The sequence below is a fragment of the Yersinia sp. 2466 StPb PI genome (genome assembly GCF_041538325.1).
Taxonomy (GTDB): Bacteria; Pseudomonadota; Gammaproteobacteria; order Enterobacterales; family Enterobacteriaceae; genus Yersinia; species Yersinia enterocolitica_E.
In genome coordinates, this window is record NZ_JAULSL010000001.1 from 2258875 (window position 1) to 2278672 (window position 19798).

Here is a 19798-nt window from a genome sequence, read left to right on the forward strand (position 1 = left end):
CTCGAATATGGCGGTGAGAGAGGGGTTCGAACCCTCGATACACTTACGCGTATACACACTTTCCAGGCGTGCTCCTTCAGCCACTCAGACACCTCACCGTTTGTTACCGCGCTAAGCACGGCAACGGGGCGGTACTATAGGGACCAGCAGGCAGATGGTCAAGCAGTATTTACCCGTTGCCATTCATCTGGTTATTCTGCATGCATATAGCGTAAATCACCGGCAAATTATAAGCAATCAACGCCAATTTTTCGCCTGCAGTGGTGAATCAACCATCACATAATCGGCACCGAGATCTTTAGCTAGCTGATAATCTTTTGCAGAGTTTATGCCAATCAGCAAAATTTTTGCATCTTCGCTCTGCTTGAAACAGTCCATTGCCTGTTGATTCCAAACCAATTGGGTCCGGGTTGTTCCTTTACCCAGGGTGAATTTCTCGACGACCTTTACCTCACGTCTTAATTCAAAGGCATAATGTCTATTCTGGTTGCTAATGAATGAATTACCCTTGTTTTTGGCTATTATACATTCATCTGCCATCACCGCAGTAGCTAAAATTTTACGGGTTTTATTACGTGTCTCGAATTTACTTATATAATCAGGTAGCGCATCAAGATATTTTTTCTCAGTAGAATAGAAAACAATGCGGTCAGGTGAGAGAATGCTTTCTCTCATTTCTGTTATGGCATTCGCTATTATTTTTGGATCTGCATCAGGAGACTTAATATCTATAGTGAATCTTGTTTTTGGGAACGATAATAAAATATGATGTAATGAGGGGATCTTTACCCCCCATCCACGGAATGTATACTGATCGTCACTTTTAAAGTGATAGGCCGCATCTAATAACTGTAATTCTTGCCAAGAGTGGTCAGAGACCAGGCCGCTGCCGTTAGTCAATTCGCTCAAATCTTTGGGCCGATATAGTACTAAAACACCATCTTTACTAAGTTGAACCGAGACCCAAATAATATCAGCATTATTTGATAACGCTTTACTGATGGCATGTCGAGTGTTCTCTGGGAAATCGGCTGTTCCTGCACGATGAGCAACGATTAACGGCGAGGCTGATAGGGAGTTAACACACAGGGTGAATAATAAAGAAATAAAATAAAATCGCTTATTTTTCATTTGATACCTCGATATGGGTTATTTCGGATTTATAATATTCCTTATCTTGTAACATGTAATATTGAACTGGAAATAAACCAATTAGTAATAGAGGCATTTAATAAAGTGATTATGTTTATACCCGTCATACTTCAAGCTGCATGTGCGTTGGCTACGCTCAATAATCTGAATCACTTACAAATGTAAGCCCATCGGGATTAATGAGCCTCATCCTTGAGGCTCACCCTACGGGCTAGCATAAATACTGTTCAAATCGGTTTCCGACCGGTTTGTATTTCGTTTGCCGTCTTCCTGAAACTCGAATTATTTTGGGTATATATGTCTGAAACGATATTTGGCAGGAAATAAAGCTATCTAAAGGCGAAAAAAAACGGCAATCGGGTTAACAGGTTCAGGTATGAAACCAGACATGTTATCGATTGCCGCTTCGTTTGTCGTAGAAACCAAGGTTCATCTACAGACTAAATATGGCGGTGAGGGAGGGGTTCGAACCCTCGATACGCTTACACGTATACACACTTTCCAGGCGTGCTCCTTCAGCCACTCAGACACCTCACCGTGTTACAGCTATCAACTACGCTAAACGCTGTCGACCGGCGTAATGTAGGCAAAAGTGTGCCCAGCGTCAACCCTCTTATATTGGCTTTGTTACTGTTTAGCTAAAGTTACAGCAGTTTGCTGATTTCATCGTCATTTCTTGCGGGTAACACTTGCATCTGACCGTTAATCGCGGAAATCTATCAGGTACTTTCGCAAGGAGTTGGCAAATAATGAATATTATTTTTTATCACCCGTTTTTTGAAGCAAAACAGTGGTTGTCAGGCATACAATCTCGCTTGCCCACGGCGAAAATCAGGCAGTGGCGACGTGGTGATACACAACCAGCGGATTATGCTCTCGTCTGGCAGCCACCACAGGAAATGCTCGCCAGACGTGTTGAACTGAAAGGCATTTTTGCTTTAGGGGCGGGGGTCGATGCTATTTTGGATCAAGAGCGCCGCTCTCCGGGCACATTGCCAACCGGAGTGCCGCTGGTACGATTAGAAGACTCTGGTATGTCATTGCAAATGCAGGAGTATGTGGTAGCCGGTGTATTGCGATATTTCCGCCGAATGGATGAGTATCAACTGCAACAACAGCAGAAAGTGTGGCAACCGCTGGAGCCGCATCAGCATGATAAATTTACCATAGGTATTCTCGGGGCGGGGGTATTAGGTAAAAGCGTGGCCCACAAATTGGCTGAGTTTGGTTTTACCGTGCGTTGTTGGAGCCGTACACCAAAACAGATTGAGGGTATAACCAGTTTTGCCGGCAAAGAGAAACTATCGATTTTCCTGCAAGGGACACAATTATTAATTAATTTGCTGCCCAATACGCCCGAAACTGTCGGTATCTTGAACCAATCGCTGTTTTCACAATTGAATGCTAACGCTTATGTGATCAATATTGCGCGTGGTGCACATTTATTGGAGCGTGATCTATTAATTGCAATGAGTGTTGGGAGCGTTGCAGCGGCGACATTGGATGTATTTGCTGAGGAACCCTTACCGTCAATGCATCCTTTCTGGAGTCACCCACGCATAACTATTACACCGCATATTGCAGCGATAACCCTGCCGGAGATAGCGATGGATCAGGTAGTTGCCAATATTCAAGCCATCGAAGCGGGGAGAGTGCCAGCGGGCCTGGTCGATGTGGTACGAGGTTACTGATTTACATACTGACTCGGTTCGATGAGATATAGCGATAGCCCTGCAAGTAAGGGCTTTTAGCGCTGTTGATGAGAAGAATTCCTGCTATCATTAGCAGTCTATGCTTTACCTGCAAAAAAGCCATCCTGCCTTAAAAGACTTTGTGGAGTAGTCATGTATCCTGTTGATTTACATATGCATACCATCGCCAGCACCCATGCTTACAGCACCCTGCACGATTACATTGCCGAAGCTAAGTTAAAAAATATTAAGCTGTTTGCCATTACTGACCATGGCCCGGATATGGCTGATGCCCCGCATTACTGGCACTTTATGAACATGCGTGTCTGGCCACGGTTGGTAGATGGTGTGGGTATTTTGCGCGGTATTGAGGCCAATATTAAGAATTTGGACGGTGATATCGATTGTACCGGCCCGATGCTTGATGCCATCGACCTGCTAATTGCCGGCTTCCATGAGCCTGTATTCCCGCCTCAAGACAAAGCTGCCAATACTCAGGCAATGATTGCGGCCATGGCGCAGGGGAATGTGCACATCATCAGTCATCCCGGTAATCCTAAATATCCTGTTGATATTCCAGCTATTGCTGAGGCAGCGGCAAAATACAATGTGGCGTTGGAGTTGAATAACTCGTCCTTTACGCATTCACGCAAGGGCAGCGAAGCGAACTGCCGGGCGATTGCTGAAGCGGTCCGTGATGCCGGTGGCTGGTTGGCATTAGGTTCTGACTCCCATATTGCCTATTCATTGGGGATTTTCGAACATTGTGAGCGGATTATTGCTGAGGTGAATTTCCCGCCAGACCGTATTTTGAATGTTAGCCCGCGCCGGTTACTGAATTACCTTGAGCAGCGTGGCCGCCCGGTAATCCCTGAGTTGGCTGATTTATAATATAAAGTATGTGACATTGTCACTTGTGGTTTAAATATTCATAAGAAACAGGAAGATGTAAATGAATGATTTCTCTCTGGTGTGCCGGGTTCTTGGGTCACTATTTTATCGCCAACCACAAGATCCGCTACTGGCCCCCCTTTTTGCGCTGATAAGTCAGGGCAAATTAGAGCAGCACTGGCCACTGGAACAAGGTGAGCTGCTGGCGCGTTTGCAACAAGAGTATCAGCCACCGGCGGTGGTCGCTGATTATAACGCGTTGTTCGTCGGCGATGATCGTAGCGTGTCACCTTATGGCAGCGATTATGAGGATGCTTGCCCAGAAGCTGAGGTCAGAGCGTTTTTGCAACAACGAGGGATGCCGCTGGGCGATGGCCCAACTGATCATTTTGGTGGGTTATTATTGGCAGCCTCTTGGTTGGAAGACCAAGCCGCAGAGGATGAGATTGCGGCTCAAACCGCACTGTTTAACGACTATTTACTGCCCTGGTGTGGTCGCTTTCTCGGCAAAGTAGAGGCCCACGCTAACACCGGCTTTTATCGGACGTTGGCTCAGTTGAGCCGCGAAGCGTTACAGGCGATGTGGGATGAGTTGTCTGAAGATACTTTGCCGAATTAAGTAACCCTCTTTGGATTAATGAGCCTCATTCTTTGAGGCTCACCCTGCGAGCCAGCATAAATACGGTTCAAACCGGTTCCCGACCGATTTTTCATTCGTTTACTGCAACGGCAATGACATTTGGTATCAGTGACGATGCAGCAAACGATAGCCTGTAAACCTCGCAGTGCAGCTAGTCAGTCAGTGGGATGACTAACTGGCCTGGTTTCACTTCTAAACCTTTTGCCAGCTTTTTCGCCATCCCTTCAGCTTTACTCTTTTCACTGTCCAACACATAGACCGGTTGCTGATTAAAGTAGGATTTCAACGACTGATTCAGATAAGGGGTCAGTGCTTTCATCACTGAATCCATTTTTTCTGGCTTAACGGTATAATCAGTCAATTCCATATCTTTTAGGAAGATAGCGCCTTTCTCACGATCGAATGTCGGTTGCGCTTTTAGTGTCAGCGTCATATCCGCACTTTGTGGGCCAAGGATCGAGGTAATGTCTACTTTGGCATTACCGGTTAAGGTCACTTTACCAGGCTCAGTACGGCCAATCTGGCTCTGCAATTGCGTCAAGATAATGTGGGCGTCAACCAGACCGGGTATGCCAATCTGCTTTTCATAGTTATTGTGTTTTTGCAGATATTCATTGATTTCCTGTTCGCTCAATGTGTATTGAGTTAATTGGTTACAGCCGACCAGTGTCGTGGTCACAATCAGCGCAGCAGCGCCCCACATTAATGTCTTCATCAAAACCTCATAGCAATATTTACTAAACAAACAAGATGGCGCATCACATCAAACCAGACAAACAGGCCAATAGTAACCGGTTAATCCACTGTTTTGTATTATTAACCATATTTGTTCAACCAAGGTTCAGTATTGCGGACAATAATGCGGCGGTGGGGGGCATCTGCCAATCGGATAACCCCGAATCAACGTTGGTTTGAAAAGAGAATAAAAAGATGCCAGAGAGGCTTGGCGACTCTGGCACTAGTGCTAACGACAGAATAGTGCTAACTGCCGCTTAGCATGGCAGACTCGATACGGCGCTGATTAAACTGCCAGTAAAGCCCGGCCAGCGTAATTACCCCAATAACGCCCAGCAGGAACCAGGGTAACTCCGGCATTTCCAGCGTTCGGCCAGTATCGTACATCCAGCCGCCACCGGTATAGCCTAATGCTCCTCCCAACGCCAGCCCCAGACGGCTAAAGCCCATATAGCTGCCACGTGCGCGCGAGTCGGCCAGCGAAGCCCCCAGGGTTTCACGTGCGGGTTCAGCGATAATTGAACCTGTATAGAAGAAGCAAATGAACATAAACAGTGTTTGCAGGTGGGAAATCAAACCGATCGGAAACAGGCTTAATGTCATGATTAATAGCCCAAACATGAGGCGCTGTTCGAGGCGAAAACGTTTCTCGCTCCAGCGAGCAAGTGGGTAAAGCAATGTCAAAGAAAGCGCGGCCTCAATGGCGTACATCCATTTAACGGCAGCAGGAGACCCCGCAATCTCATTTACCACGATCGGCAGCATGAGCATCACCTGTACCGACAGCATGTAATAGCCTGTTAGCGTCAGGACATAAGTCACAAAGCGGCGATCACGTAGCACCCGCATTAAACCTTCTTTCATTGGCGCACGCACGGTGGAAATGCGATAGGCGGGCAGCAACCAAAGGTTCCAGCCTGCCGCCAAAATGAAGATTACCGCGCCAGTCCAACAGACAAAATGGAAGTCGTATTGCAGTAACCAACTGCCGATTAATGCGCCGATCACCGCACCTGCACTATCTTGCATCATCAGCAGGGAGTAAAAACGGCCACGTTCATGGGGGCGGGTTAATTTGATAACCAAAGCGGTACGCGGCGGATCAAATAGGGTGCCACCTAAGCCAGATAGCGCACAAGCCAGCAGGAGTATCCAAGGTTCATCGGCCATTGCCATAAATGCAAAGCCAGCAGCCCGCATTAGCATGCCGGTAACAATCATTGGCTTGGCACCAAAACGGTCGGCAATGGCACCACCAAAGATGCCTAACCCTTGTTGGACAAGTTGCCTTAGCCCCAAGGCCAGGCCAACGAGCACCGCAGCCCAACCCAGTTGATCGACAAATCGGATAGAGATGAGTGGGAAGACAACGAAAAAACCCAACACAACTAATAAGTTATCAAGCAATAAAAAATACTTACCCAAGCTCCGAGCTTGCGATACCAAGGCCATGCTTCACCGTCAGAAATTAAATAAGGAGGGAATAAAAAACACGCTTATAGTTTGTACCCAAATTGCTAGAAACGATAGAGGGTAGATTGATAATATTTTTTTATCGTCAATACGTTACCTCATCGATTATTCATAATAAAATGCTTATTCACCGCTTTAACTACGTGATTTCATTGTGTCCTCGTGTGCAAAGTTTGCAAGGGCGGTTTTACGCAGGGTATGGGCAACAGGTATATTGAAGTAAAAGATTGTCGCTAAATTAAGTACAGAGTGCAGCCCAAGGGGAGCAGATGTTCGGCTATCATTCAGCAACACCTAAAATACGCCTGACGACGGACCGCATGTCATTGCGGTTGGTTCATGAACGTGATGCCTACCGCATGGCTGAGTATTATGCTGAAAATCAGGTATTTCTCAAACCATGGGAACCCGTGCGCGATCAAAGTCATTGCATGCCTTCCGGTTGGCAGGCGCGGCTGGGTATGATCATGGAGCTACAAAAGCAGGGGAGCGCCTACTACTTTATTCTGCTGGACCCCGAAGAGAAAGAAGTGCGCGGAGTGGCTAACTTTAGCAATGTACTGCGAGGTTCGTTCCATGCCTGTTTTCTGGGTTATTCATTAGGTGAGCGCTGGCAGGGTCAGGGTTTAATGTTTGAAGCGTTGCAGCCGCTGATTCGCTATATGCAGCGGCAGGAACGGATGCACCGTATCATGGCTAATTATATGCCGCACAATCATCGCAGTGGCAACTTACTGGCACGCCTTGGATTTGAGCGTGAAGGTTACGCCAAGGATTATTTACTGATTGATGGTCAGTGGCGCGACCATGTGCTGACTGCTTTGACTAATAAAGAATGGACGCCAACTCGCTGAGGTCAGGATGAAACACAGTTTAAATGCACAGGAAGCCAGAGTTATTGGCTGTTTGCTAGAAAAACAAGTGACAACACCGGAGCAATATCCGATGTCGCTCAATGGCGTGACCGTCGCCTGTAACCAGAAAACCAACCGTGAACCGGTGATGGAGTTATCCGATTCGGAAGTCCAGCAGACACTGGATTTCTTGCTGAAAAAACACCTTATTCGCACCCAGAGCGGTAACCGAGTAATGAAGTACGAGCACCGTTTTTGCAACTCGGAATTTGGCAACCTAAAGTTCTCACCTGCTGAGTTGGCGGTGATTACCACGCTATTATTGCGTGGTGCACAAACACCAGGAGAGCTGCGTACTCGCACTAACCGGATGTATGAGTTTGCCGATGTTACTGAAACAGAAGAGGTATTGAACCAACTGGCAATCCGCGAAGATGGGCCATTTGTGGTGCGTTTAGCCCGTGAACCGGGTAAACGTGAAAGCCGCTTTATGCATCTTTTTAGTGGTGAGGTGGCCCCGGCCTTGGCAATAGCAGAGAGTGCTGAAGGAGAAAGCAGCGCCCTTGAGGAGAGAGTTGCCCAACTTGAACGGCAAGTGGTCGCACTGACACGTCGGTTGGATGAAGTATTGATTCAGTTGGATGATTAATAAGGATCCTATGAAAAAACTACGTATTGGTATTGTCGGTTTGGGCGGTATTGCACAAAAGGCCTATTTACCTATTTTGACTCAAGCACGGGACTGGCAACTGGTTGGTGCGTTCTCCCCCAATCAAATCAAAGCACAACCTGTGTGTGACAGCTATCGGATGCGCTATTTTTCTCGATTAGATACGTTAGCTGCTGAATGCGATGCTATTTTTGTTCACAGCAGTACTGCCAGCCATTTTAAGGTGGTCAGTGAACTGTTGCAGGCAGGGATTCATGTTTATGTCGATAAGCCGCTGGCCGAAACACTCGAGCAATCCGAACAATTGATAGCACTGGCCGCGAAACGGCACTTGGCACTGATGGTCGGGTTTAACCGACGTTTTGCTCCGCTATACCAACAACTGAAACAACAAGTCATTCACCCGGCATCGCTGCGGATGGAGAAACATCGCCAGAACAGTGTGGGGCCGAATGATCTGCGCTTTACCTTGCTTGATGATTATCTGCATGTGGTGGATACCGCTCTGTGGCTTGGTGGCGAAGCGGCAAAGCTGCTGAGTGGAACGCTTCAGACAAATGCGTTGGGACAGATGCTGTATGCAGAACACCATTTTCAAGCGGGCAATGGTCTGATAACTACCAGTATGCACCGCCACGCAGGGACCCAGCGGGAAAGCGTGCAAGCCGTCAGTACGGCTGCCTGTTATCAGGTTAGTAATATGAGCCACTGGCAGCAGGAGTCGGATGGGCAGGTGATAAGTTTGCCGGTAGCCAGTTGGCAAACCACCTTAGACCTGCGAGGCTTTACCGGTGCAGTGCATCATTTTATTGATGCAGTAAGCAACCAAACGGCACCACAAGTTTCGGGTGATGAAGCTATTTATGCGCAGCGAATGATAGAGCAAATTTTACAGCAGGATACTGTTCAATAAGTCGATAATGCAAAGCAAAATGGCGCAAAAAGCGGGCTAAGTCAGTAATTTGTTACACCTTGCGATGGATATTCATCGCCGGATACGTAGACTGGCGGCTGTGTTCAAACCGTTTCAGGGGCACCTTAATTTTGGCACCTCAACAATTGGGTAGAAGCAACGCCTGCTAATGCAGGCGTTGATATTTACGACGTATTAAAAAATAGATCGGAAAACAGATCAGAACCCCATATCAGACAACCTATGAATCTACTGAAATCACTGGCAGCCGTCAGTTCCATGACCATGTTTTCCCGCGTATTAGGCTTTGCCCGTGATGCGATAGTGGCGCGGGTTTTTGGTGCCGGGATGGCAACGGATGCCTTCTTTGTGGCATTTAAATTGCCTAATCTATTGCGGCGAATATTCGCGGAAGGGGCATTCTCACAGGCTTTTGTCCCCATACTGGCCGAATATAAAAGTCAACAGGGCGAGGAGGCAACCCGCACTTTCATTGCTTACGTCTCTGGTCTGTTAACCCTGATACTGGCAGTAGTGACCGTTTTGGGGATGTTGGCCGCGCCTTGGGTGATTTTTATTACGGCTCCCGGCTTTACTGATACACCTGATAAGTTTGCGTTAACCTCCGCGCTGCTGCGAGTGACTTTCCCTTATATTCTGCTAATTTCGCTGGCCTCCTTAGTGGGGGCGATCCTTAATACTTGGAATCGTTTTTCTATTCCTGCTTTTGCGCCCACTTTCCTTAATATCAGCATGATAGGTTTTGCGCTGTTTGCCGCACCCTATTTCAATCCACCAGTCATGGCGCTGGCCTGGGCGGTGGTGGTTGGCGGGGTACTGCAATTAGGCTATCAGCTCCCTCATCTGAAGAAGATTGGCATGTTGGTGCTGCCACGGTTATCACTGCGAGATGCTGGCGTCTGGCGAGTTATGCGCCAAATGGGGCCGGCGATCCTTGGTGTGTCAGTCAGCCAAATCTCTTTGATTATTAATACCATTTTTGCTTCATTCTTGGTGTCAGGTTCCGTTTCCTGGATGTATTACGCTGACCGTTTGATGGAGTTTCCGTCGGGGGTGCTGGGCGTGGCGCTTGGCACGATTTTATTGCCCTCACTGGCAAAAAGTTTCTCCAGTGGCAATCATGATGAATATTCCCGACTAATGGATTGGGGACTAAGGTTATGTTTCCTATTGGCGTTGCCAAGTGCTGTTGCATTAGGGATTTTAGCTAAACCGTTGGTGGTGTCATTATTCCAATACGGTAAATTCAGTGCTTTTGATGCGGCAATGACGCAACGGGCGTTAGTGGCCTATTCCATTGGTTTAATGGGGCTGATTGTAGTGAAAGTGTTGGCACCCGGTTTTTACTCGCGTCAGAATATTAAAACGCCGGTGAAAATTGCCATTATCACACTGATATTGACCCAAGTAATGAACCTGATATTCATCGGGCCGCTCAAGCATGCTGGGTTATCACTCTCTATTGGGTTGGGGGCCTGCCTTAATGCCAGCTTGCTATATTGGCAGCTGCGTAAACAGAAAATATTCCAGCCACAACCGGGTTGGGCCGTATTTCTAACCAAGCTGGTTATCGGTGTTGTGGTGATGTCGGCCGTGTTACTGGGGCTGCTCTGGGTGATGCCTGCGTGGGATGTGGGGGGGATGGCCTATCGCTTGTTACGGTTGTCTGCTGTCGTTGCCGCAGGGGTGATTGCCTATTTTGCCGCGCTGGCATTACTCGGATTTAAAATTCGGGATTTTGCCCGCAGAACATCCTGAGTCAATCAATCCAAATATAATTATAGATTAAATAAATAATCTAACCAAAGCCCCGATATTTCTCGGGGCTTTTTTTATCTTTTAACGACGCTGTTTTATTGGTTTACATAATAAAAATTTTATTTCTATTAAATAAATGCATCTAAATCGACTAATTATATTACTAATCATTAAAAAGCATCTCATTAGCTTATCATGTACTTTATTGGGCTTGGGTATTATGTATTTTGAATGGGTGTTGATATGCACATCAATTTAAATAAATTCGTTCATATTGACCTTTCACAGTATGTGATTCAATTCGTCTTTATGTTTATGAAATATTTAAAATGTACACTCAAGGTATTTGATAAATGCTTATTATACGGCTATCTATTTTAATCGCTTTTTTCATTTGTAATATTGCCCAGGCAGATAAGACTGACTTGATCGAAAATGATAAAAGAAAACAGTGCCTGGCAATATCAGGAATTTTTGTTCAAGGGAATACACTTATTTCATTAAAGGATATAGAACGACTCATTAATATCGAAAATGACTGTATTACAAATAATGACATTAACACTCTGGCTAAAGACATTACCAAAGAGTATATAAAAAAGGCTATATTGCTGCTCGCGTCAAATTTATACCTATAAATGCGCAGGGACAGCTTGGGCTGCGTGTGACTGAAGGTATTGTTGAAAGAATTGCCGGTGGGGATAAACGAACAGATCACAAAATGCTATTTCCTAGCGTGGTGGGTAAACCACTCCAGGTAGCACAGCTTGATCAAGCCATCGATCAGGCCAATAAATTGCAATCTAACCAAGTCACTCTGGATATATTACCGGGCAGTAACGAAAATGGCTCAATTATTCTGATAAAAAACAAACCGTCTACGTCATGGCACTTATCAGGCTCAGTCGATAATTATGGTTATAAAAATATTGACGAGTGGAAGAAAAAAATATCTTTTACCCTGGATAGCCCACTCGGACTGTCAGATATGATCAGCATTAGCCTGAATAGAACATTAGACAGCCAAAGAGTACGTTATAAAAATGAAACTACACTATTTTATTCAATCCCTTATGGTGCTTTTACATTTAGTGCTTTTATCAACCAAATGCAGTATAGGCGCTATGAAACACTGACTTACAATAGGGTTAAACTTCATGGGGATGTAAGAGACATTAATTTTCGCTCTGAATATACATTTGATCGCAGTAAAAACAAGATAAACACACTCAGTGTGCAGTTAAAAAACAAGAAAATAAATACCCGTTTTAATGATAAGAAAATCGAGGTAAGTAGTTACCAATTGACTACGCTGCAACTTGGTTTAAATCAATTATTCATTATGCCCACAAGTGCAATTAATATTAATTCTTATATAGAAAGAGGTGTGCCATGGTTCACTAATGATAAAGTTCGTGGTCATAAAAAGGTGTTTAAAATAGATAATAGATTCACAAAAGGAGGTGTCAATTTTAATTTAAATTACGGCTTTCTGGTCCTTAATTCACGGTATCAACTAAACAGTATTTTATCCGGACAATATAGTCATGGTCAATTGCCTGGCTCGGAGGAATTCAACATAACAGAACGTAATGCTATTCGCGGATTTAGCCGGGGAGCGAGTAAAGGGCAATTAGGTTGGTATACAAAAAATACACTTTCACGACATGTATCGAGGGCCAATTTAACCTTTATACCTCGCGTGGGTATAGATGTTGGGCGGGTATTGCAACGTGATAATAAACAAGGCTGGCAAAGCAACGCCGGTTTGAGTGCCGGAGTCACGCTTTACTACAAGAAGGTAAATCTTGATGTCGAGGTAAGTCGTGGTTGGCTGTTATCAGATAGTTCCGGCCGTAAAGAACCTGTCCAGATATTAGGTCGGCTAAGCTACGCATTTTAATATTAATACAATATTGATTAAAAAATTAATAAGGGTAATAACTCATGAGAAAAAAAGAATTTAAACTTTCACCAGCAGGAAAATTAACCGTTCTATTGGCGATGATGCTAACGCCAATATCTGTTATTCACGCAGCGGAGTCGAGTCTGGCAGCGACAGCAGGGGCGCATGGCCCTGATATCCATGTTGCTACCAATGGGGTGCCAGTGATTAATATCGCCCCACCTTCGGCATCGGGAATGTCTCACAATCAGTATGAGGCGTTCAATGTAGGCCGTGAAGGAGCGGTATTTAATAACTCCTTGGAAAGTGTTAATTCAAATGCGGGGCAACTCGGTGCCAACCCCAATCTGCAAGGCAACGCAGCCAGTTTGATTCTAAATGAAGTGGTTGGTCGTAATGCCTCGCTGTTATTGGGGCGGCAGCAAGTTGTTGGTATGGCCGCTGACTACGTTCTGGCAAATCCGAATGGTATTAGCTGTGATGGGTGTAGCTTTGATCCTAATTTCAATCAGGTAACCCTGGTGGTGGGTCAGTCGGTGGTAAATAACGGGGCATTACAGCAATTTGATACTGCAAACAACACACAAAGAATGACAATAAAGAACACCGCTGCCACCGATCTGGCTAATGTATTGACGTTAATTACCCCGACTATCGATGCTGACAGTGCTATTCGGGCGGCTAAGGATGTTAATGTTATTGTTGGGCAAAACAGGGTTTCTAGCCAAAATGAAGTACTCCAGTCTGATGCTACTGAAGCCCACGAGACTATGATTGACGGATATTTCCTTGGCAGCATTGCGGCAAATCGTATTCAACTCATCGATACCCGTAAAGAGAGTGGTTTGACATTGGTGGGGGATATCACTGCCCAAGAGGAACTAAATATCAATGCAGCGGGCACCATCTGGCTACAAAGCGATGTTGTAAAGGGAGAATCTATTGATCTACAAGCCAAGAATATAATCATGGCTAAAGACCCTGTATCCACAAAAGGATCGAATAAAACAGACGAACTTATTTTTGTGGACAGCAGTAATATTAACATTACCGCAAGCGAAAATAACCAATTAACCGGTGTTACATTTAGGGCTCATGATGTATTAGTCAAAGGCTCTACCGTAATCATTGAGGGTTTGGCGCGTGAAAAGAAAACCATTATAGATTCAGATAAACAGGGTGATGGCATTGGTGATAAAATTACCGAATATACTCAAAGTGTGAAGAAATTCGACGAGAGTTTAATACTCGGTATCGATAGTTTAAATATTGAGGCTACTGATGGAGATTTGGTTATAAAAGGCACGAATCTAAAAAGTGGCGGTGACACAAAATTGGATGCAAGTCGTGATTTGCTTCTCAGCGGGCATATTGGCAAGGAAACGACTGATAAATTAGTTGTAATGAACGATCTGGGGGGGATCTAAAAAATGGCAATATAAGAGAATTAATTACATTTGAGACGTTAGGTAAAACAAATATATATGCTAATGGAAATGCTGAGTTGAAGTCTGGGCGGAACATCAATATTGCTGGCGTGAAAGTTAATGTAGATGGCTATCTTAAATTAAATAGTGGTAATAATATTAGCGTAAATCCACAAAAAATTGAAAATTCCAAAGTGAGTTATACGGGCTTTACTCAATGGGACGCGTTAGGAGGCAGTGAAAGAGATTCAGATAAAAAATATACTTATATAAATGAACCGTCAGAGTTATCTAGCAGCAAGGTTTATATCAACGCCAATGAAAATATTTCTATTATTGCTAGTAAAGTTAATGCGTTAAATGATACATCGATTAAAGCGTCAGGCGATCTGATTTTGGCAGGGGTACTTAATAAAACAAGCGAACGCTCTAGCAAAGAAACAGGTGTTGCATTTAATATTATCATAGATTCTAACAACAAGAAGAACAGCAATGAGCGTTTTATTGATACTGAGATAACATCAGGGAACGGCGTTGCTTTAGATTCAAATAATGTCTTTATTGATGGTGCATTGGTTAATACTCGCGGTAAATTAGACATCGATGCCAAGGGTAACTTCGTTGTCACGGCAGCTCGCCAACAACAACAAAGTGATGAACAAGACAGTCGTCTTAGTTGGGAATGGTTCGCTAAGAAACAGAAAGATAAGCAATACCGGGCAGGGTTTGAAATTAAACATGTTAATAACAAAGAAAAAAACAGTAAAACAAAGAGTCATTTTGCCACATTAATGGGAAAGACAATCAATATTAATGCGGATAAAGACATTAGGTTTTACGGTACTGCGATAAAAACAAATCAGGGGGACTTGGCGTTATCGGCTAAAGAAGGGGTCCAATTCCTGGCTGCAATTGATTCCAATATGACGGATAAAGAGCGTACCATTTACTCCGGTGGTGCACATTATGATGGCGGAATAGATAAATTTGGTAGTGGTGTTGAAGGTAAATATAGTAATAATAAGAGCCATGAGCTAACTAATACCAGTATTGGCGCAAAGACTGATATCAATGGAAATATGACGATTACTGCTGGAGAGGATATCACTCATCAGGGCGCTCAGCATCAGGTTAGTGGGAAATATTATGAAAGAGCGAAAAATATCTATCATATGGCCAGCAATGATAAAACTATCAGTAACAGCACTGAAAAAGAAATTAAAGCAGGGCTAGGTTTTAATATTAATTACAGTAAATATACCCGGCAAATAGAAAAAGTCATAAAGGACCCTGCGAATGTACTTCATCATTTAGGCGGCACAGGGAGTATCAAAGGAATTTCAGATCCTAACGTTGGTGTGGATATCTATGCCAGTGGTGGTAAGACGACTAAATCAGGTCTCAGCTCATTGGCTTCAGTAACAGAAATAGCCGCCGCAGATATTACTTTGCTTGCCAGAGAAAATATCATTGATGATGGCACACAGTATCACGCCAAGGGTATTAATAAGCAAGGCGGACTGTTTAGTTTGGATGCAGGCCATCATTTCAGTCATGCAGCAATAAACTCCAGTCAAAATAATATTGAAAATGAGAAGGGGGAAGGCGCGATTCGGGTCTCAACCATGACAGGTAAAGACATAAAAGTAGCATTATCAGCCGCAGGCGAGACGTCTGAAAAAGATAGCGCGAGCAGCGTGTTGTTACCCTCATCTATTAAGGCGGGTAGTAATGTGCTGATTAACACAATTGGCAATGCCTATTATCAAGCGACGGAAATCTCTTCTGAGCAAGGGGGGGTTCATATTAAATCTGGTGGGGATATACATTTTGATCAGGTCATTGATAACCGCAGTAATAACGCCACAGGAACTCATGGGAAAGGTAAATTAGCCGTAGGCGGTGGTGTGGGGTCTAAAGAGTTGCGCCTTGAATTGGGAGGAGGTTACCAAAAGAGTCATGGACATGAGTCAAATGCTAAAGTGGGTCAAATAAAGGCACGGCATGCTGTCACTTTAGATGCGAGTAACATTACTCTCATTGGGACTAAAATAGGTAATGAAAAAGCCAAGGTTGGCAATGTTCAGATGATGGCAGGTCAAAAATTAATATTAGGAGCCTCGCTGTCAGACAGCGCTAATAATGGTCTTAAAGCCGGTGGGAATATCAGAGTCGGAGGTAAGGTCGCCGCTTCTGAGACTGATAGCAGCAAAATGGGTTTCATTGGCGGTGATGGCAATGCAGATAAAGTCAATGAATCCAAAGTGGTCCGTAAAGGAATGAATATATACAGTGCCGGGGTGGTTTCATTGCAGGCGCACAGTGATGATAATCAGGCGATTTATACTCAAGGGCTACAGGTTGATGCAAAAAAAATGGATATCAATACCAATCAAGGGGGCATATTGATGGAGTCTGCGCTAACTGTGTTGCCAAAAGATAATTGGAACTTTGATATTAATGCCGACTTGGTGCTAACCGGTAAGTTTAATAAAGACAGCAATGGTCTTGTTGATAAAAATAGTAGCAGTAAAAGTCATTATACTGGTGCAGGAATAAAAGTGGCTGTCGATAAGCAAGATGTCGTTGAGCACCAAAACACCCATATAAAGACGGGCACTTTCACACTCAAAAGTCATAAAGATACCCGCATGTTGGGTGCTGATGTCTCGGCAGATATCGCACTCGTTGATGTCGGTGGTGATCTCAATATAGAAAGCCGGAAAGATAAACAAGATATCACGGAGGTATTGGTCAATTTTGCCCTGAGTCATACAAATGATAAAAATAGCAGTGTGATCAGTAATCTATCGAAAATTGGCACCAAGCGCTTTGAGGGGGAAATTAAGAATGTGTTAACCAAGGGTATTAATAAAATGGGTACCGCATACAATAAAAAATTTCCGGCCAAAGATACCATGGGAGGTGTTAGTTTTAGCAAAGATAAGCAAACTGTAGCATTGCCGCCACTATCAAACAAAACTCACTCACGAAACCTCGCAGATAAGACGGCCCGTTTTCTTGGCGATAAATTTAAAACAGGATTAACCGGCCCTGCTGGATTCGCAGGCCATGCTAATTTAGATGTCAATATAGTTAAAAATGATGCCGTCGATCATCTGTCAGGTATTTTTGCGCAAAAAATCGCTGATATTAAGGTGTTAGGAAAAACGACATTGATCGCCGCTCAAATAAATAACGCGGAGAGTAAAGTTATTGCTAATATCAAAGAACTGCACGTGGGGAATATAAGTAATAGCTATCATCAGGGTGGTGGTGGTTTTAATCTTGCATCTACTATACTGGGTGTCGCCCGTGGCACCCTCGCTGATGCAGATTCAGGGAAAAAGTTACTGATACGCGCACCCTATAATACTAACAAGAATAACAATATTCAGGGCGGAATTTTTAATTATTCAAGCGGAGAGTTTATTATGCCTGACGTCCCTGAGAGTAATTAGCGGTCGGTGATTTAATCTGCTGGCTCGTATTATAACAAAGGCACCTAAAGGTGCCTTTTCACTGATATACCCGCCGCCCTGTATTTTGCCGGGCGACGAGAATCGAGAATATAGATGTAGCTACCAATTACATCCGTTCTACCGTCTGAATACCTAAAGTATCCAGACCTTGCTTCAGTGTTTTTGCTGTCAGCATCGCCAGTTTTAGGCGGCTTTGGCGGATCTCTTCACTTTCTGCATTCAGGATCTGGCAGTGTTCGTAGAAGCTGGAGAACAAGCCTGCTAAATCATACAGGTATGAACACATCACATGTGGTGTGCCTTCACGGGCCACCGTGGTGATGACCTCTTCAAACTGCAACAGGCGGGTAGCCAGTGCTGCTTCACGGTCTTCAGTGATAACCAATGGCAATGTCAGGTTGCTTTCATCAATACCGGCACGCTTAAATACTGAAACCACGCGGGTATAAGCATATTGCATATAAGGCGCCGTGTTACCGTCCAGTGCCAGCATGTTATCCCAGTCGAAGATATAGTCAGTGGTGCGGCTCTTAGACAAGTCGGCATATTTCACCGCACCAATACCAACGGCGTCCACCACCTGCTTCAGTTCATCTGCGGGCATATCAGGATTTTTCTCGGCAATCAATTTGCCGGCACGCTCGATAGCTTCATCCAATAAATCGGCAAGCTTCACTGTACCGCCGGAGCGCGTCTTAAACGGTTTACCGTCTTTACCCAGCATCATGCCAAACATATGGTGCTCAAGGGGTACTGACTCAGGAACATAACCGGCTTTACGAACGATAGTCCAGGCCTGCATCAGATGCTGGTGCTGACGGGTATCGATGTAATACAGCACGCGGTCTGCGCCCAAGGTTTCATAGCGATATTTGGCACAAGCGATATCTGTGGTGGTGTAGAGGTAACCGCCATCCTTTTTCTGAATGATGACGCCCATTGGCTCACCATCTTTATTTTTATACTCATCCAGATACACCACGGTTGCGCCTTCGCTTTCCACCGCCAGCCCTTTGGCTTTCAGATCAGCAACAATACCCGGCAACATGGCGTTATACAGGCTTTCACCCATTACATCATCTTTGGTCAGTGTGACATTTAACCGATCGTAGGCAATCTGGTTTTGCGCCATGGTGATATCCACCAACTTGCGCCACATCTGACGGCAATACTCGTCACCGCCTTGCAGTTTCACTACATAAGCGCGGGCGCGTTGGGCAAACGCTTCATCTTCGTCATAGGTTTTCTTGGCTTGCTGATAGAAAAGCTCCAGATCCGATAAGCCCATATCACTGGCATTTTCGTTCTGCATCTTTTCCAAATAGGCAATCAACATGCCGAACTGGGTTCCCCAGTCACCCACGTGGTTAGCGCGAATAACATTGTGGCCCAGAAACTCTAAAGTGCGCACCGCTGCATCGCCGATGATGGTTGAACGCAGGTGGCCGACATGCATCTGTTTAGCCACGTTGGGTGCCGAGTAGTCAACCACGATAGTTTGCGGTTCTACCGGTGCAACACCGAGTTTCGGTGCCGTCAGCGCATGTTCTACTTTTTCTGCAACCCATTGGCGGTCCAGAAAAATATTGATAAAACCGGGGCCGGCAATCTCAACTTTGCTGGCAATGCCTGAAAGATCAAGCAGCTCGATGACTTTTTCTGCCAGTTGCCTTGGTTGCATGCCAAGTTTTTTGGCAACGGCCATTACACCATTAGCTTGATAATCGCCAAATTGAGCTTTAGCAGATTGGCGAACCTGAGCTTCGCTATCTGCTGGAGCACCTGCTGCAATCAGCGCCTGGCTGACTTTATCTGAGAGAAGAGCCTGAATATTCACCGGGTTACCTTAATTACGCACAAAAGACAGATTAATGATGCACAAGAAAATCTCTGTGCCAGTTAATTCAAACAAGGCCAAAGCCTTTCACCACAAAAATGATGGGCGGCAGAGCCGTCTGGCAGAGGGTTAGTCACAAGATGGCAGGATTTATACCATATTTGACCCTCGGCGTCAGCATCAGGCCAGTGGTTGTCGCTAATCTCATGGCTAAATAGATTAACCGGTTATTTTATTAGCAATGGCGAATGCGAAAGAACAAAACGGTTAGATTAAATATGGCTGATTAGCGGTAATAACGGTAGATTATGGCCGCGTTACTGCCCGCAATAACAATTCAAAAGGAGA

Annotated in this window: 15 protein-coding genes and 2 tRNA genes; 11 read left to right on the top strand and 6 right to left on the bottom strand. The window is 44.8% G+C overall.

The genetic code is table 11. The features are described from left to right. Positions 1-8 precede the first annotated feature (8 nt). From Q2T72_RS10205 to Q2T72_RS10215, 3 genes are all read right to left on the bottom strand, one after another. Positions 9-98 (bottom strand) — tRNA-Ser (locus Q2T72_RS10205). 139 nt (positions 99-237) lie between these two features. Then, positions 238-1131: a glycerophosphodiester phosphodiesterase family protein gene (locus Q2T72_RS10210; RefSeq protein ID WP_372569121.1), complete on the bottom strand. Its 894-nt coding sequence runs from the start codon at positions 1129-1131 to the stop codon at positions 238-240. 468 nt (positions 1132-1599) lie between these two features. Continuing rightward, positions 1600-1689 (bottom strand) — tRNA-Ser (locus Q2T72_RS10215). A gap of 212 nt (positions 1690-1901) precedes the next feature. On the opposite strand from Q2T72_RS10215, the gene ghrA reads away from it, so the two are divergent. The 3 genes from ghrA to Q2T72_RS10230 all read left to right on the top strand — a co-directional run bounded on the left by ghrA (position 1902) and on the right by Q2T72_RS10230 (position 4353). After that, positions 1902-2843: a glyoxylate/hydroxypyruvate reductase GhrA gene (gene ghrA / locus Q2T72_RS10220; RefSeq protein ID WP_372569122.1), complete on the top strand. Its 942-nt coding sequence runs from the start codon at positions 1902-1904 to the stop codon at positions 2841-2843. A gap of 153 nt (positions 2844-2996) precedes the next feature. Then, entirely contained in the window at positions 2997-3734 is a 738-nt protein-coding gene (locus Q2T72_RS10225) for a phosphatase (protein ID WP_372569123.1), read from the top strand. A gap of 61 nt (positions 3735-3795) precedes the next feature. After that, entirely contained in the window at positions 3796-4353 is a 558-nt protein-coding gene (locus Q2T72_RS10230; protein ID WP_083159018.1) for a molecular chaperone, read from the top strand. Positions 4354-4525: 172 nt separating this feature from the next. Here the strand turns inward: Q2T72_RS10230 and Q2T72_RS10235 are convergent, their stop codons facing one another. Then, a complete protein-coding gene (locus Q2T72_RS10235) occupies positions 4526-5089 on the bottom strand; it encodes a lipoprotein (RefSeq protein WP_083159017.1) in 564 nt (187 codons plus the stop codon). Between the two features lie 266 nt (positions 5090-5355). Next, a complete protein-coding gene (gene mdtH / locus Q2T72_RS10240) occupies positions 5356-6561 on the bottom strand; it encodes a multidrug efflux MFS transporter MdtH (protein ID WP_083159016.1) in 1206 nt (401 codons plus the stop codon). 290 nt (positions 6562-6851) lie between these two features. Here mdtH and rimJ point away from each other — a divergent pair, with 290 nt between their 5' ends. The 8 genes from rimJ (at position 6852) to Q2T72_RS10280 (ending at position 17592) form a co-directional block, all read left to right on the top strand. Then, a complete protein-coding gene (gene rimJ / locus Q2T72_RS10245) occupies positions 6852-7436 on the top strand; it encodes a ribosomal protein S5-alanine N-acetyltransferase (protein ID WP_372569124.1) in 585 nt (194 codons plus the stop codon). A 7-nt stretch (positions 7437-7443) separates the two neighbouring features. After that, on the top strand, positions 7444-8085 hold the full coding sequence (locus tag Q2T72_RS10250; protein ID WP_083159014.1) for a YceH family protein: 642 nt from the start codon (positions 7444-7446) through the stop codon (positions 8083-8085). Then, positions 8078-9019, top strand: coding sequence for a Gfo/Idh/MocA family protein (locus Q2T72_RS10255; protein ID WP_372558911.1), 942 nt, complete (start codon positions 8078-8080; stop codon positions 9017-9019). Before Q2T72_RS10250 ends, Q2T72_RS10255 begins: the two co-directional genes overlap by 8 nt. Positions 9020-9262: 243 nt before the next feature. Next, positions 9263-10798 carry a murein biosynthesis integral membrane protein MurJ gene (murJ, locus tag Q2T72_RS10260; protein WP_005185199.1) on the top strand — a complete coding sequence of 512 codons (1536 nt, stop codon included), beginning with the start codon at positions 9263-9265 and terminating at the stop codon, positions 10796-10798. 353 nt (positions 10799-11151) lie between these two features. Further along, a complete protein-coding gene (locus tag Q2T72_RS10265; RefSeq protein ID WP_372569125.1) occupies positions 11152-11436 on the top strand; it encodes a POTRA domain-containing protein in 285 nt (94 codons plus the stop codon). A 26-nt stretch (positions 11437-11462) separates the two neighbouring features. Next, positions 11463-12701, top strand: a complete 1239-nt coding sequence (locus tag Q2T72_RS10270) for a ShlB/FhaC/HecB family hemolysin secretion/activation protein (protein ID WP_372569126.1) — start codon at positions 11463-11465, stop codon at positions 12699-12701. 44 nt (positions 12702-12745) lie between these two features. Then, positions 12746-14131, top strand: coding sequence for a filamentous hemagglutinin N-terminal domain-containing protein (locus Q2T72_RS10275; RefSeq protein WP_372569127.1), 1386 nt, complete (start codon positions 12746-12748; stop codon positions 14129-14131). Between the two features lie 53 nt (positions 14132-14184). Beyond that, positions 14185-17592: a hemagglutinin repeat-containing protein gene (locus Q2T72_RS10280; protein ID WP_372569878.1), complete on the top strand. Its 3408-nt coding sequence runs from the start codon at positions 14185-14187 to the stop codon at positions 17590-17592. A gap of 127 nt (positions 17593-17719) precedes the next feature. Here the strand turns inward: Q2T72_RS10280 and argS are convergent, their stop codons facing one another. Continuing rightward, positions 17720-19450: an arginine--tRNA ligase gene (gene argS, locus Q2T72_RS10285; RefSeq protein ID WP_083159009.1), complete on the bottom strand. Its 1731-nt coding sequence runs from the start codon at positions 19448-19450 to the stop codon at positions 17720-17722. Positions 19451-19798 lie beyond the last annotated feature (348 nt).

Bases quoted from the DNA above. Each gene is read 5' to 3' on its own strand.
- mdtH (WP_083159016.1), bottom strand. From the start codon at position 6,561: ATGGCCTTGGTATCGCAAGCTCGGAGCTTGGGTAAGTATTTTTTATTG.
- murJ (WP_005185199.1), top strand. From the start codon at position 9,263: ATGAATCTACTGAAATCACTGGCAGCCGTCAGTTCCATGACCATGTTT.
- rimJ (WP_372569124.1), top strand. From the start codon at position 6,852: ATGTTCGGCTATCATTCAGCAACACCTAAAATACGCCTGACGACGGAC.
- Q2T72_RS10210 (WP_372569121.1), bottom strand. From the start codon at position 1,131: ATGAAAAATAAGCGATTTTATTTTATTTCTTTATTATTCACCCTGTGT.
- ghrA (WP_372569122.1), top strand. From the start codon at position 1,902: ATGAATATTATTTTTTATCACCCGTTTTTTGAAGCAAAACAGTGGTTG.
- Q2T72_RS10250 (WP_083159014.1), top strand. From the start codon at position 7,444: ATGAAACACAGTTTAAATGCACAGGAAGCCAGAGTTATTGGCTGTTTG.
- Q2T72_RS10235 (WP_083159017.1), bottom strand. From the start codon at position 5,089: ATGAAGACATTAATGTGGGGCGCTGCTGCGCTGATTGTGACCACGACA.
- Q2T72_RS10230 (WP_083159018.1), top strand. From the start codon at position 3,796: ATGAATGATTTCTCTCTGGTGTGCCGGGTTCTTGGGTCACTATTTTAT.
- Q2T72_RS10225 (WP_372569123.1), top strand. From the start codon at position 2,997: ATGTATCCTGTTGATTTACATATGCATACCATCGCCAGCACCCATGCT.
- Q2T72_RS10255 (WP_372558911.1), top strand. From the start codon at position 8,078: ATGATTAATAAGGATCCTATGAAAAAACTACGTATTGGTATTGTCGGT.
- Q2T72_RS10275 (WP_372569127.1), top strand. From the start codon at position 12,746: ATGAGAAAAAAAGAATTTAAACTTTCACCAGCAGGAAAATTAACCGTT.
- Q2T72_RS10265 (WP_372569125.1), top strand. From the start codon at position 11,152: ATGCTTATTATACGGCTATCTATTTTAATCGCTTTTTTCATTTGTAAT.